This is a genomic window from Pseudomonas sp. AU12215 (assembly GCF_001675465.2).
Taxonomy (GTDB): Bacteria; Pseudomonadota; Gammaproteobacteria; order Pseudomonadales; family Pseudomonadaceae; genus Pseudomonas; species Pseudomonas nitroreducens.
This window is the reverse complement of record NZ_MACM02000160.1, coordinates 1-13,143: the sequence shown is the minus strand read 5'-3', so window position 1 is coordinate 13,143 and position 13,143 is coordinate 1. Positions and strand designations below refer to the sequence as shown.

General features: G+C 54.9%; 13 protein-coding genes and 1 pseudogene. 10 read left to right on the top strand and 4 right to left on the bottom strand.

Going from position 1 to position 13,143, the window contains the following annotated elements; all coding sequences use genetic code 11:
* The first annotated feature begins 64 nt into the window (after positions 1-64).
* Complete coding sequence (locus A9513_RS24830; protein ID WP_065085822.1) at positions 65-634, top strand: hypothetical protein; 570 nt, start codon at positions 65-67, stop codon at positions 632-634.
* Positions 635-1,075: 441 nt separating this feature from the next.
* Here the strand turns inward: A9513_RS24830 and A9513_RS24820 are convergent, their stop codons facing one another.
* Positions 1,076-1,876 carry a hypothetical protein gene (locus A9513_RS24820; protein ID WP_141678509.1) on the bottom strand — a complete coding sequence of 267 codons (801 nt, stop codon included), beginning with the start codon at positions 1,874-1,876 and terminating at the stop codon, positions 1,076-1,078.
* Positions 1,877-2,297: 421 nt separating this feature from the next.
* Between A9513_RS24820 and A9513_RS24815 the strand changes: the two genes are divergently transcribed.
* From A9513_RS24815 to A9513_RS24795, 5 genes are all read left to right on the top strand, one after another.
* Positions 2,298-3,209 carry a hypothetical protein gene (locus tag A9513_RS24815; protein WP_065085819.1) on the top strand — a complete coding sequence of 304 codons (912 nt, stop codon included), beginning with the start codon at positions 2,298-2,300 and terminating at the stop codon, positions 3,207-3,209.
* A gap of 206 nt (positions 3,210-3,415) precedes the next feature.
* Positions 3,416-3,730, top strand: coding sequence for a hypothetical protein (locus A9513_RS24810; RefSeq protein ID WP_065085818.1), 315 nt, complete (start codon positions 3,416-3,418; stop codon positions 3,728-3,730).
* A 4-nt stretch (positions 3,731-3,734) separates the two neighbouring features.
* On the top strand, positions 3,735-4,004 hold the full coding sequence (locus tag A9513_RS24805; RefSeq protein ID WP_065085817.1) for a hypothetical protein: 270 nt from the start codon (positions 3,735-3,737) through the stop codon (positions 4,002-4,004).
* A gap of 117 nt (positions 4,005-4,121) precedes the next feature.
* Positions 4,122-5,294, top strand: coding sequence for a hypothetical protein (locus tag A9513_RS24800; RefSeq protein ID WP_141678508.1), 1,173 nt, complete (start codon positions 4,122-4,124; stop codon positions 5,292-5,294).
* Positions 5,295-5,358: 64 nt separating this feature from the next.
* A complete protein-coding gene (locus A9513_RS24795; protein ID WP_065085815.1) occupies positions 5,359-5,841 on the top strand; it encodes a thermonuclease family protein in 483 nt (160 codons plus the stop codon).
* 48 nt (positions 5,842-5,889) lie between these two features.
* Here the strand turns inward: A9513_RS24795 and A9513_RS36645 are convergent, their stop codons facing one another.
* Complete coding sequence (locus A9513_RS36645) at positions 5,890-6,090, bottom strand: DNA translocase FtsK (protein ID WP_255302892.1); 201 nt, start codon at positions 6,088-6,090, stop codon at positions 5,890-5,892.
* 39 nt (positions 6,091-6,129) lie between these two features.
* Positions 6,130-7,065, bottom strand: a pseudogene (locus tag A9513_RS24790) (recombination-associated protein RdgC); the annotation flags it as partial.
* 216 nt (positions 7,066-7,281) lie between these two features.
* On the opposite strand from A9513_RS24790, the gene A9513_RS24785 reads away from it, so the two are divergent.
* The 3 genes from A9513_RS24785 to A9513_RS24775 all read left to right on the top strand — a co-directional run bounded on the left by A9513_RS24785 (position 7,282) and on the right by A9513_RS24775 (position 10,053).
* Positions 7,282-7,686 (top strand): TraR/DksA family transcriptional regulator, encoded by a 405-nt coding sequence (locus A9513_RS24785; protein WP_065085813.1) that lies wholly within the window; start codon positions 7,282-7,284, stop codon positions 7,684-7,686.
* 839 nt (positions 7,687-8,525) lie between these two features.
* Complete coding sequence (locus tag A9513_RS24780; protein WP_141678507.1) at positions 8,526-9,062, top strand: hypothetical protein; 537 nt, start codon at positions 8,526-8,528, stop codon at positions 9,060-9,062.
* A 94-nt stretch (positions 9,063-9,156) separates the two neighbouring features.
* Positions 9,157-10,053: a thioredoxin domain-containing protein gene (locus A9513_RS24775; protein WP_065085811.1), complete on the top strand. Its 897-nt coding sequence runs from the start codon at positions 9,157-9,159 to the stop codon at positions 10,051-10,053.
* Between the two features lie 812 nt (positions 10,054-10,865).
* Here the strand turns inward: A9513_RS24775 and A9513_RS24760 are convergent.
* Complete coding sequence (locus A9513_RS24760) at positions 10,866-12,362, bottom strand: UvrD-helicase domain-containing protein (protein WP_065085808.1); 1,497 nt, start codon at positions 12,360-12,362, stop codon at positions 10,866-10,868.
* A 186-nt stretch (positions 12,363-12,548) separates the two neighbouring features.
* On the opposite strand from A9513_RS24760, the gene A9513_RS24755 reads away from it, so the two are divergent.
* On the top strand, positions 12,549-13,022 hold the full coding sequence (locus tag A9513_RS24755) for a hypothetical protein (RefSeq protein ID WP_065085807.1): 474 nt from the start codon (positions 12,549-12,551) through the stop codon (positions 13,020-13,022).
* Positions 13,023-13,143 lie beyond the last annotated feature (121 nt).

Below are 13,143 nucleotides of genomic sequence, written 5' to 3'. Positions count from 1 at the left end.
AGGGGGCTTGCAGTTTTCAGGGCTGTGAGAAGCTTAAGCCGTACTAGTTGCTGAGGCTTTCCCCATGTCTGAACAAGCTATTGATCTCATCGCTCTATCTAAAGCTGTGCCAACGCTGGATTTGAAGGTCAAAATTGAGGACGAAGGCAAGAAGTTTTTGATGGCTGGCGAAGAGCCTATTTTCCGGTGCCGGTCTAACGAGCTCGGAGATGCCTACGGCTTGTTGGTCATTGGTGCACTTGCTCTGCTCCCTCAAGCTCTGAATGCGCAGCACCCCTCCCAAGATGCGGGATTGCCGCTAAGCCTTGATGAGCCTCTCAAGGCCGAAATTACTTCCAGGGTCGTTCAGGCGCTTTCACTGCAGCCGGACCTTCGCCAGAAGGCGGAACTCGCAGGTAAACTCGTCTACGCGGCTATTGAGCCCTATGTGCGTGGCCCTGCTGCTGATGAAGGCTTTTCGATTACTGAACCAGCACGCTCACAAGCCCCCGCTGTTGACGTGATTGGACTGCGAAGAGATGCAGTGCAGGACTTTGCAAGCTGGCTTTCGGAGGATGGGCGGCTTAGCAAGCTTCAGAACGAACAGGACCTGGCTGATCTGTGCGACGAGTGGGACGAATCTAAAAATGCTTGATTCTCAGGCTTCAAGCCAAAGCGTATTGGACGAAGTATTTGTTGAGTCCGTTGAAGAGGCTCGTATGTATACGAAGGTTCTTCTGAGTTCAGCAGCCTCGGACTTTCAGAAATTTGCGTCCCAGGCTGTCACCTGCCCGAGGACCGGGCGTAGCTACTCCGGGCGAGTCGTTTATGGGGAGCGGTCGTACCACAGCGATGCTTCTCCGCGGCCAGTTGTGGGGCAGTATTTGCTTATGGGTGTTGCTGCCATGGGGGAGGTGAGAGCACTTCAAACGCTAGCCATGATTCGAGACGAGCTTAGGGCGTTCTTCACTCTATCCGCTCCGAGCCGGGCGCTGGAAAACCAGGAAGCTGACGGCTTTAAAGTTACCCTCAAGAACGGAAGTCTGACGGTAACTATCGAGCGATCGCACGGCGAATCAATGCTGGCGGTAATCTCTTAGCCCCCCAGCGCCGATGTGATCGCGGCCGCCGCGATGGACAGTCCAAGGATCGCCAGAACAACGCGCTCCACTGTGCCTAAATGATGGCGGTGAACCTGGACTAATGGCGGAACAGATGAATTCAGAGTTTCATCGTGGATGGTTGCGGAAGGTACAATAGGTGCATCACTAGGGCTTGAAGCGATCGTCTCTTTCAATGCATCTAGTTGGCCCTGCAGGGGCAGCAGGTTAGAGACCTGCTCCGTAAGTTGATCGATCGTTTCTTGTTGGGTCTTTTCCTTCGCCTTCAAAGCCACCACTTCGGCAGCTATAGAACCATGCCCGTCTAGCTGGCGCTGCAACTCTTGAGCGTGCGCCTCCATGGCTTTAGCCCCGGCCCGGATCTCCTCTTGACCTGCCACTGTTTCGTTAAACAAGGATGCCAGCCGGGAGGCCGGCAGGAATGAGATTTTGTCTGAGTTCCATCGCTCGGTCAGGGAGCTAAAGCGCTGCGCGTTCGCGACCAGGCCAGTAGCCGTTTTGCTGACATGAAAACCATGGTTTTCCAAAATGGCAGTTGTCTTGCGAGATCTAACTTCCCATTGAGCGGACGCTTCTGGATCGACCGGTTGTGACGGAAATGGAAGCTCAATGATTCGATAGGAGCCTGGGTCTTCTTTTGTGCGTATCAGGCGAATCAGCTGACCAAAGACGTACGGGCCAATTCCTGCGCCGTCCTCGGAAACCTGGATGCCATCCTGGGGGCCGAACAGGATCGATTTAGATTTGTGATCGATGACCGCCCAGGCAGAGTCCATGTCTGTACCGGTGTAAGCGCTCGAGTCGCCGGCGGGGAGGATGGCAACTTTATAGATCGTGGATGTGCCTGACTGAGCGGTGTAGGCACCGACGGTCCGCGCGTGAGGGTGTGGGCCGGTTGGTGTGAATAGGCAATACCGTTCGCCTATAGAGCGCAACGCCGGAAGAAGGCGGTTGGCCACAGCCTGAAGCGATTCGCGCTGCGTTAGTTGTCTAACGGTCATTTGCATACTGCACCAGTAGCCTTCATTGAGTGAGTAGGCTAACAGTATGCGGTCGCTCACCAAAGCTCGTAGGGGTTATCCGGCCTAGGATGTGGGGCGAATAGCTCGAATCTGAATGGCCTCTCTGCGATCATGCTTGCATTCTGAGAAACCCGGTTAATCTGGGTGCACGTCAAAAGCACAGGATCCACATCTCATGAAGCACTTAGTAGTAGCAACCTCTGTATTGGCCCTTTCTGGCATTCTCACGGGGTGCAGTTCGCTGCCAATGCCAGACAGCACCGAGTTCACTGAGGCAGGTCGCAGTTATCAGTTTCAAACAACCCCGTCGACCATGCGGTTTGCGAACGCGAGCCCTCTGGAATTGAAGGAAGGTAGCGAAACCACCCGTGTGCTTGCGTTGTTCGGCATGCCCGATTTTCAGGCTGTGAAGCCAGGTGACTTCTCGAATTTCCTTTTCACTACATCCGAGATGGGTATCACCCAGCATTACATAGCTCCTGCCGTCTCGAAGCGGCCTGAGAAATCTGGCCCAACCAATACCGATTTTGCTGCAGTCAGCGTCAATGCGCTTTCCGGTACCGGACTGGGGGCTGGTGCGGTGGGTGCTGCGGGCGCAGCGTTGATGATCGCCGGCACCGACACCAGTCCAGATCCGCGAACCCTGGTTGGAGCAGCAATTTGCTATCGGGCGGTTTCTGAGCAGCCAGATATCAAGAAAGCCTATGTTGAATGCGTCGATAGTGTTGCGGAAGACCTGGCCAAAGCGCTTGGCCCAGATGCTGTCGTAAAGCAGGGCCAGGATCTAATCACCATTTCCGGCAGTGTCGATGTCCCGACATCTGGAAAACAGCCGGTTTCTCTGCTGGTAGGGCGCATGTATAACCATGCAGCTGAGGGATACGCTCCGCAAGACAAAGGCGCCTTCAAGGCTTACGTGTTTGCCGTTCAGGTAAAGCGATTCGGTGATCTCCAGGCTTCGAAAGCCACCGTTGCTGATATCGGCCAGGCAATCCGCTCAGCGAAGCGGCAGACGATCTCTTACCGGCTCAATGGAAGTGACGACTTCCGTAAGGTGAAGAATGCGGAGCCAGTAGGGGTTTACTAATAGGCCGCAAACTTGAGCGACCGTCCTCCACAGGTGTATTGTGGAGCTTCTTTAGCCCCTCCCATGCGAGAGGGGCTAGGTAGCTGGATCACCAGCATCCTTCTATAGGCCACCTACTGGTGGTCGTCACAGCGATATTCGTCGCGAAACCCAACTGGGACCTATCCCCAGTCGGGGCATGGTCTCAGCCTTATCTGGAGAGAACCATGCAATTCAACAACGCAACGTCCCATCCCTACCTTGCCAGCAAGACAGCTAGCTACGAGGGATTTTTCGCAACCATGCCTACCACTGCTGAGGGGCCTGCACTTGGCTCGTTCCTGACCTACCACATCAACCTGGATGAGGAAGGTGAGTTCTATGCAGATGTGCGGGATGCCTATGGAAAGACTGTCTTTGAGATCGACGGCACGGTCGATAAGCCTGGTGTTATGGCTCATGAACGTGATCTGGATGGGCTCAAGGGTTACCTAGTCCGGCTCGGGGTGATGAAAACCAGCCAAGACCTGGTGATGGGGTAGGCTGATGAGAGACCCTATCGTAGTCAGCCATCAAACCATCGGTGTGGATCAGTACTTCGCAACCGCGGAGCAAGCAGAAACCATTCTGGTGGGACTTCGAAACTATGGCTTCCTGTTGAAGCGCAATGACATGCAGCCCCGGCGCTATACCTTCGCTGCTTTTGCTGACTGCATTGAGTCCAGTTGTGATTCTGGCTCGCCGCAGACAGTCGAGGTTGTGAGAACGCTGAGGGAAGTTCATCAGCTTCAGCAGAACAGAGCAAACTTGCAGTAGAGAAAGGCCGACCCATTTGGGTCGGCCTTTTCTTTTGCCCCTCAAATGGGTGCCAACTGGTCTATGCGGCTGCGTCCTCATGGATAAGATGACGCATCCTCGGCGGACACATCACCCATGTTGAATAGGCACTGGCTGGCTTTATCAATCGCGACAGCACTGGTTAGTGGGCCAGTCGGTGCGGCCGTGGTTTGTGAATTTGAACCTACTCCCGACATGGCCGACTGCAGCCGTTGCTTCAAAGCCGACATTGACGGGTCAAGCCTATTCCTTGGGGGAAAGCGTGCTGCGTCCGGCACGGATCCGGAGCGTTTTCACCAGATTCGTGTGGGTTCGGTGGTTTATCAGCGAGGTGTCGAGAAGGCCGCATACTCCAAGCGCAATGGAGTAGCAAAGCTTTTCGAGGTTTGCTACGAAAATGCGCCCACGGTTAAGGCCTCGAGCATCGTTCTGGATATGGATCCGGATGCTGATATCCAGGAGTTCGAGCTGCGAGTGGATAGGGGTTTACCATCAGCCGAATACGAATTTGCTCTTGTAAGCACACCAACACCTGCGGAAGGTGCTGCAGGTGTGTTCGGCAATACACTCGTGTTTTCACCTTCGTCCCAATGGTCGGGGAAAGCTGTTCTGAGCTACTCCGTGGCGGGGCCTGATGGTCGCGCCAGCACTGGGACGATCACAATCCAGCGGCAGCGGACGCCTGTTGAAGCTCCAGTGGTGAAATCCGAAGTCGATGTACTCGCCGAGCAGTTGGCGTCTCTTCAAGCCAGTCTTGAGAGCCTCCAGCTACAGCTAGCTGAAGAGACGCAATTAGGTTCTGAAAGCCTCGAGCAGATAATGCTCCTGGAGGAGGCTTTGGCTGACCGTTACAGGGCCGTTGCTGATCTCGATCGCCAAATCGCTCAGGCCGAAGCTGTACTTCTGAAAAGACGTAAAGCGAGCTACATCGCTCGGCTGGAAAGACTCTTTGGCGTCTCTCTTGCACAGGTGGAGTCCGCGTCAGCACTGGGCCTGCATGCGCTTGACCTGTCGACAATCCCTGCAAGCCCTCTATGGATGCCAAGCGGCTCCCCAGTCCAGAGCTCTCAAACTACCTTTCTCGTCCCGTATTTTGGCTCACCTGTCCCTTTCAGAAGGTCCTTCGATCTTCAACCTGGTGGCGCCTTGGATAAGAGCAGGAAGCGTAGGCTAAGAGCGCAGCGTGATCAGGATCAGCCTGTAAGGCGCAGGCTTACTAAGCGCGACAAAAAGTTGGCCAAAAGGGCCCGCAAGAAAAAGGCCCCGTAGAGTTACCTGTTGGGCTCATGCATCTCATAACTTTGAAATTCGCCAATCTGCTGGAGGGACATCTATGCGCAGTGCTTTGATCGCCGCTGGCCTCTGTTTCATGTTGGTCGCCCCGTTCGCAGCTGCTGAAGAAATAAGCTGCAGGGTCGTCGGCATAAGTGATGGGGACACCTTCACCTGTTTGACCAGTGCAAAGCGCCAGGTCAAGGTGCGGCTGGCCGAGATCGACACACCAGAGTCAAAGCAACCCTATGGATCTCGGGCGCGACAAGCGCTAAGTCAAATTGCGTTCGGAAAAGATGTGACCTTGAAGGTGAAGGACACTGATCGATATGGACGGACCGTAGCGCGGGCATTTGTTGGTGATGCGGATATTAACGCCCACCTTGTCAGCAGCGGTGCAGCTTGGGTGTACCGCCAGTACAGCAAGGACCGCGACTTGCTGGCGCTGGAGAGTGCGGCACGCGAGGCGCGGGTTGGATTGTGGGCATTGCCTGAGTCGGAGCGCATGCCTCCATGGGAGTGGCGGCGGGCGGTGCGAAAGTAGAGCCAAAGGCACAGAAGAGAAGGGGGCTGGGGCAGCCCCCTTTTACTGCTAGGCCGCAGCGCCTGCAGGTGTGAGGACGGTACGAGCACCTTGCTGGTTCATTGCAGAGACCACCCCTTTGGCCTCCAAGCTCTCAACAAGGCGAGCGGCCTGGTTGTATCCGATCTTAAACTTGCGTTGAATCGCTGAAATTGATGCTCGCTGGGTATCAACGACAAACTGCTCTGCCGCTCGAATCAAGTCCTCCACGGCCGTTTCAACTGACTGGGCTGTGCCGGCTGCATCATCGATCGAAGCCGGTACTTCTTCCCCTCCAAGCGCCTCGAACAGATTCGGCAGGAAATTGCGGAGCGTGAGAATCGACATCACGAATGTGGCGCAGTATTGAGATGCTGAGTCATCACCACCGTCTTTGCTAGCCTGGTCGAGCAAAATGTCCTCGAGGCGAAATGCCTTAATCTGCATGTTGTCCATCAGGGTGAAGCTGAGCTTATCCTCAAAAGCCAGGCGGAGTTTCGTCACCATCTTCCCAGCTCGGAGATGGTTGAGAACTTCTTCACTACTGAGGTCCTCATTGGTGAAGCGAACTACTGAGACCTCGTCAGCGATGGTTCGCATCTCGCAGTCGCTGAGGATGAAGAAGCCGTTAGTGGTCTGCTGGTTTTTGAGCCAGTCAGTGAGCGTGGCCGAAGGCGAAATCTTCACCGATACCGGTCGAACTGGGAGGCTGCCAATGGCCTCTCGGAGAGTGCTCAGTAGTGCTTCGGCTTGTTTGTGAGTGTTGGCGTCGACGTACACCAGGCTGTCTTTCAGGTCGATAGCCGCGTACGTAGTTGAGCGCTTGGAAAGTACCTTCGGCAGGTACTCCAGCAGCACTTCGTCTTTGATCTGGTCCTTTTCCTTACGGTAGACCTTGCGCAGCTGACTTTTCTCGATCTCGGTTACCTTGTCCTTCACTTTTTGGTTGATGGCAGCCGTGGGAAGGATCTTCGATTCGGTCATGAGGCATATCAGGACGCAGTTCTCAGCCCACAGGCTAAGAGCAGGTGTCTCGTTGCTCTCCTCGGTTTTAGTGGCCGGCAATGCACTTACGAAACCTGAGGTGCTGGCTTCTTGGCTCTCGCAGGGACGAAAGCTTTTAGTGGCCAAGGCTTTCTCGAGTGCATCCTGGTCGATTTGAAGGGGTTGGGTAAGCCGGTAGGCGATGATGTTCTTGAACTGCATGATGGTTCCTTGGTGCAACTGATGGTTGGGGTCTCCCTATCATTCATGGATTGCTGGATATGCAAGTCACCAATCTGCCCCTGTAATACGGCAGCAGTTGGTACCGCCGGAGGGGGCAAACATCCCTCTGGCCTGCAGCTGCTCCGTAGATACTGAGCTCAAGGGGAAGGCACTGGACCAGGCCCCATTTGTTCTATTTACGGGCTGGGAGGGTGTATGACGAAGGAAGAGTTGCTCGCGATGCCGGCGGCCGACTACATGAATGACGTGCAGTTGGCGTTCTTCCGAAACCTACTGCTGGCGCGGCTCGAAGAGCTGCATGTTCACTACCGCGATGGCAAGGTTCAGCTTGAATCGCTTGAGAATGCTGCAGACCCAGCAGATCAAGCCGGTGTGGAGGAACAGCGCATGTTTCTGGGTCGCTCGCTGCAGCGTGATGCAGCGGCCATACAGGAGGTCAAGGTGGCTCTGAACGATATGGAGTCGTCGTACGGGTTCTCGGTGCTCACCGGTGAACCGATCGGCCTGGAGCGGTTGCTTGTGTGTCCAACCGCGATGTACACCGTCGATGAGCAGAACCGGCGTGAGCGGCATCAGCTTCATCTTGCACGTACGGCGTAACAGCAGCTTTGTATTTTGGCCCGGATGATTCCGGGCCTTTTGCTAGGGGTTGCACTTTTCAAGGTTCTGTCAGGCTGGTGTTATTCAGCTTGCGAGCCTACCGAGATGAAATACGGATCTGAGTACGACAAACGAATGCTTCGTGTCTGTGGACATGGAGATGCCTATAGCTTCGCTTACACCAATCAAAAGCAACGCCTACAGCAGGAGCTTCAGGCAGGGCGTACCCTGTGTGAGGATTGCAAGGCAGAGATCAGGAAGGTGCTTGATCTCTGCGCCCTTGGGCAAGTATGTGATCCACTGAGTCTCTCAAGAACTCAGCGGCTTCCAGATCTGCTCGGCACGCCTTCGCAAGTGAAGTTCGGTTTAGGAGTTCGAGCTAAGCTCGCAAGCAAGCTTTTCTGCGTTATGGCTGCTTCTGAGCAGTCAGATACTACCCTTCCAAAGGCAGTGCACTATGCCATCAGGCTTCTGTTTTCGATTCAGAGCTCGAGATACTGGCTAGACCATCGCGAAGAGTTTGGTACAGCAGCGTGGCTCATTCGCGAGTGCGAAATTCTGCTCAGGACAACCGACACACTTTGTGGGCCTCTTCCGGACGCATCTCCCTATGCGTACTGGCTGAAGAAGGATCAGCGTGTGGCCACGTCTGCCCGTACTAATTCGAGAGCATCCGCAAAATCCGCACGATCGTCTGGAGTTCATTCAGCTAACGTACCCCAGCTCCGGGACAAACTTGCGATTTCCGCCAACATTTAATGGGTAGATTAGAGCCTCAAACTATGGCGATGAGACTCGTTGTGAACGCTAATTTCCGACCAGGTTATTCGGTATTTCTGATGCTGCGTAAGGAAGCTCGTGCCGCCTACGCACGCTACCTGGCCTCCAAGGCGGCTTTGCGCCGGGTTGAGCGCAAGCTCGGCAAGCTCGATGCGATAGGTGCTGGCCGTGGACTGCCCAGGAGAGATGTTTTTCAGTACAACTCATACGTCCGCGAGGCCAGGCTGCTTTCTGAGCAGCTTGAGACACTCTGCGAGATCCTGGGCCGGTATGGGCAACGGCTGGAGGATGAGATGAGGGCATTGTCATCTCGCACACCGATCTTGACGAAGCTCTCCTTAATTGGCGCTTCTTCAAGTTTGGTCAGTCAATACGAAGGTACTTCGCCTGAACTGTGCGACTTGGTGCTGCGCGATCGCCTCGAAGATACTTCGGGGGGAGCTGTCGGAGGTCCCGTTTTGGCTTGTTTGCTGGCGTCGCGCGGTGAGCTTTTGGAGAAGCGCAGTCTTCCTCGCCAGGCATTCCAGATGCATCACTTCGAGCACCTCGAAGGAATGCCTGGTTGCCTGAAAGCAGTAGCGGGAAGAGATCTCTAACTGACCCGGTTTAGGGTGCCGACTCGCGGCATGCACGATGGCCAAGGGATTACGCTTTGGCCATCGTTGTTTACCAAGGACCGTCGGACCCACAATGAAACAGTTCATCAAAGCTAATGGCGCTTCCATCCTGCTGAGCGTCGCCATCTCTCAAGTCATCACCATTGCTGGTCTGGCTTTCTACACCTCGACGGAATCTTTCGACAAGGCAATCAACTCGGCAGTGAATGAGGCCGTTGCCACGAAAGAAAAAGCTCAAATCGAGGAGTACAGAACGTCTCGATTCGCTGACTTCAAAGAGGCCCCTGATGAGGTGCCCGGCAATGCGCGGGTCTACGGGAGCCTGACTGCTCGCTTTACCCTGGCAGAATTCAGCGATCTGGAATGCCCATACTGCAAGGGCCTTCACGGCACCCTGAAAGAAATCGTTGACCGCTCCAATGGTGCAGTCAACTGGCAGTTCCGGCACATGCCCTTGAGTTTCCACAACCCTGCAGCGACAACTGAAGCGCACGCAGCGGAGTGTTATGCCGACCAGTTTGGCAACCGCGGCTTCTGGGTGATGCTGGACGAGGTTTTCCAAAAGTCCGGGGGTAACGGCGCCGGCGTATCCGACCTGGAAGAGGCTGTGCGGAAACTCGGCGCAGACACCGGGAAGTTCCAAGAGTGTATGGCGAGCGAGCGATATAAGGGTCATATCGAAGACCAGGCCAAGCTGGGTGCCAAGATCGGTGCAACTGGCACGCCGGCCACCGTTTTGATCGACAACCTGACCGGTGAGAAGGAATTCATCAAAGGCAATCGCCCGACCAAAGACTTCATTGACGCGATGAAGCGGATGATTTCCGAGTCCAAGGTCAAGGATGCCCAGGCTAAGGCCAAAGAGAATGGTGAGCCGGTCGATCCGGGGAGCGTGATTACCAAGCAGCTTCTGGGCAATCCACCAGCAGCCGCCGAACAAGAGAAAGAACCCTCGAAGGCGGCTGAGTGAGACTGAATACCTGAGGGGGTTGCATATTTGGCCCTTCCATTATTGTGGAGGGGTCTTTATGCAAGGAATCCACATGTCTCATAACTGCATTATGGCTACGGCCGGTAACGTTCATATTCGCGCCATCCCGTCTGAAGCCCTGAGTCTCTACGCGCGCGCATACGCTGAATTCAATCTGACCCGACGCAATCCGCGGCACCCCGGCATCCTTACCCGGAACACTATCTGCCCCGAGTGCAGCAGGAGCGTTGGTGGGGATCTAGTAGCCACCGAGTTGTTGCGATTGGTGGGTGAGCACGAGCAGCAGAAGGACCCTCTTAACGCACTCGCTGGGTCCCTCGATGCCTGGTTTGACTTCCAGGCCAATAGCCAGCGCTCCCCTGTCTAAGGCACCAATTGACCCTATTGGTTTGGCTTCCTTCAGTAGCATCGCTATTGGAGGTGGCCCTTATGCGCAACCAGGCTTTGAACACCATGATTAGGAAATTTCGGCGGTTTGTAAGTCACAGACGTGCGCCCTTGGTGGCCGGCGCCCTCAATATGGAGGGAGTAAAGGCTACTCGAAAATCTCGATCTGTCGGCGATCTGAGCGATGGCAGAAGGATTGAGCTCCTGGCCTTAACAAAGGTTGTGGGTAGTTGGCGTGAACTGGATGCCGAGTATCACCGCCGAGGCTTTGAAATTGTCCATGTTGGCGATCGCCTCTATCTGGCTGAGTTGTACCCCGTGCGAGAGGTAATCTGCGAGATGTCGGAGCTGGGGTATGGGGCGACGCTGAAAGACCTTAGCCTTCGGTTTGGCGGGCTGCGGAGTCAGGCGTAAGACTCCAGGGTTGCAGCCCTTGCAGCCTCTTTTTCTGCAGCAACAGCCCTTCGCTGACTTTCCCTCATCAGCGATATCACGATTGAGTTCACGGCGGTCAGAAGCTTCCCGCGGGTGACCGCCACGTACAGAAGGTTGATTTCTGCGTCTGATTCCTCGCGCTTCATCTCCGGGTCGAGCGGATCTGGGAAGTCTTCCATCAGCTGAATATTGTCCCACTCCAAGCCTTTGCAGCGGTGAGCGGTGGTGACGACGACATCAGCTTCGGACTCATCCTTGACAGTCATTTTCCGCAGCTGATCGAGCTTGGCCATCAGGTCGTCATACCCATTGACGATTCTGAGTGCTCGGTTCATTTCGATATCTTTTGTGTCCTCCGCGACCTGGGTGTAATGGTCGAAGGTGTGGTACTCGTTGGTGATCCGAGGATTCTTGATCTTGTCTGTCTCTCCGGTCGCCAGCCAGTACAGATCCGCAATGTCGTCAATCTGGTACGACTTGCTCTCGCCAACCCAATAGATCTTTTTCCCAGCCGTGGCGAAGAAGAGGGCGGTCTCAATAACACCCATGACGGTTCTGTTGATGTAGGTCGCCTTTTTTGTATCAGCGGGCAAGGCAGTCTTTATCTGTGTTCGAGCCCCGCCCCCAACTACCTGGGTGGTCTCCCCCTTGAGCGCGAGGAGAAGGTTGGCGACGTGGGCTGAAGCAGGACCAAAGCGGAACGAAGTCGTCAGATGCATGGTGACCGCATCCGAGAAAAACTCATGGTCAAGAGCATTCACAGCGTTTCTGAACTGGAAAATGCTCTGGTGAGGATCACCTACGACGATGATCTGAGTCGTTTGTAGAAGAAGTAGAGAAATGCCCACAGGGTTCGTGTCCTGACCTTCGTCCAGCAGGACTGCGTCGTACTGACGTGAGAGATCAGGCTTGCTCAGGACGAATTGCTTTAGGTACCCATCGTGGAGCATTGGAATCGAGCGATCTTCCAGGTCGATCATGCGCCGCCAGATATCCTCGGCTGACGAGAAGATCCTTTCAAAGTACGCGGAGGATTGCTTGCGGATGAAATCCATGTGCTTTGCAGGTAGGTGCGAGCTATCAATCTCGTCGCTGCCGGAGCAAAGGTAATTCGTGAGAGTGTCCGAGACGATCCGAAGGAAGGTCCAGTCGTTGCTCTCCAGGGCTTTGGATATCGCAGTAAGTCGAAGGTTCGGTGCCAGCTTGTGCTGGTACAGCTTACGGTATGTCTTCCATGCCAGTTGGTGTGTACTTAGGCACACAACATTCTTGGGAAATTTAAGGGCTGCTTCATCAGCCACAGACCTGGTGAACGCCAGGTAGAGAAAGCGCTTCTTTGGGTACCGTTGTGCATAGCCGATGAGCGACGTCGACTTGGCCGCCCCGGCGAACGCGATGACTCGGATTTTCTTTGCCTCGCAGCCATGAAAGGCCAGCTGCTGCGGCGTCCAGTTTACTTTGAGCACGGTAGACCCTCTTCTATAGCTTCATTGAACTCCACTAATCATCTGCAATGGACGGTATCTGACCCGATTGCTGGGCTAGTTCGAGCAGCGATTGAGAGGGATCACTACCTTCTTCAGGGGCGGATACCGCCTATCAGGCCCGCCTTTTTTTGTAGATTCAGGCCATGAACTGAGTGGTCTGAATTGATGAAAGCCCTACTGCTTCCCTTGGTCTCGCTTTTTATGGTTGGTTCGGCTTATGCCGATGAACCGATATCCGACATTGAGTATCGGCTTGCAGCCGCGGTCTCGATGAACGATGAGCGTGAACTCGGCCTGGCTATGGCCGACTTGGTAGGTCTTGCATGCGGCGGGGATGCGAAGGCAGCCGCCGTGCTTGGTGATCGCTATATGTCTGGCTCAGCTGAGTTCGAACAAGCACCTGGAAAAGCCCTGGTGCTGCTTCGGTTCGCATCACAATCTGGCGATCCGCGCTCGATGCCTGGGCTCGTGCTCCTGTTATCTCGAGAGGGGGCGTCCCAGGCGGAAATCGAAGAGGCCGCTAAGTGGAAAAAAATCGGGGAAGCGCTGCTGCCAGGCAGGGTCGAAATGGCTTTGGCATCGCAAGCTGCGGATTCCACGCTGACTCGGACACCCATTCCACGCGCATCCGGACAGTGATTCCACGCTGATCCGGACACTCATTCCACGAGCATCCGGACACCGACTCCACGGTCATCCTGACACTTTTCTGGCAGGCAGCCACGCAGGATTTATTCACTACCATCGATCTCTTTTTCGA

Excerpts from the sequence above, each read along its gene's own strand:
- A9513_RS24785 (WP_065085813.1), top strand. The coding sequence starts at position 7,282 with ATGACGAAGGAAGAGTTGCTCGCGATGCCGGCGGCCGACTACATGAAT.
- A9513_RS24775 (WP_065085811.1), top strand. The coding sequence starts at position 9,157 with ATGAAACAGTTCATCAAAGCTAATGGCGCTTCCATCCTGCTGAGCGTC.
- A9513_RS24805 (WP_065085817.1), top strand. The coding sequence starts at position 3,735 with ATGAGAGACCCTATCGTAGTCAGCCATCAAACCATCGGTGTGGATCAG.
- A9513_RS24755 (WP_065085807.1), top strand. The coding sequence starts at position 12,549 with ATGAAAGCCCTACTGCTTCCCTTGGTCTCGCTTTTTATGGTTGGTTCG.
- A9513_RS24815 (WP_065085819.1), top strand. The coding sequence starts at position 2,298 with ATGAAGCACTTAGTAGTAGCAACCTCTGTATTGGCCCTTTCTGGCATT.
- A9513_RS24820 (WP_141678509.1), bottom strand. The coding sequence starts at position 1,876 with ATGGACTCTGCCTGGGCGGTCATCGATCACAAATCTAAATCGATCCTG.
- A9513_RS24795 (WP_065085815.1), top strand. The coding sequence starts at position 5,359 with ATGCGCAGTGCTTTGATCGCCGCTGGCCTCTGTTTCATGTTGGTCGCC.
- A9513_RS24810 (WP_065085818.1), top strand. The coding sequence starts at position 3,416 with ATGCAATTCAACAACGCAACGTCCCATCCCTACCTTGCCAGCAAGACA.
- A9513_RS24830 (WP_065085822.1), top strand. The coding sequence starts at position 65 with ATGTCTGAACAAGCTATTGATCTCATCGCTCTATCTAAAGCTGTGCCA.
- A9513_RS24800 (WP_141678508.1), top strand. The coding sequence starts at position 4,122 with ATGTTGAATAGGCACTGGCTGGCTTTATCAATCGCGACAGCACTGGTT.
- A9513_RS24780 (WP_141678507.1), top strand. The coding sequence starts at position 8,526 with ATGCTGCGTAAGGAAGCTCGTGCCGCCTACGCACGCTACCTGGCCTCC.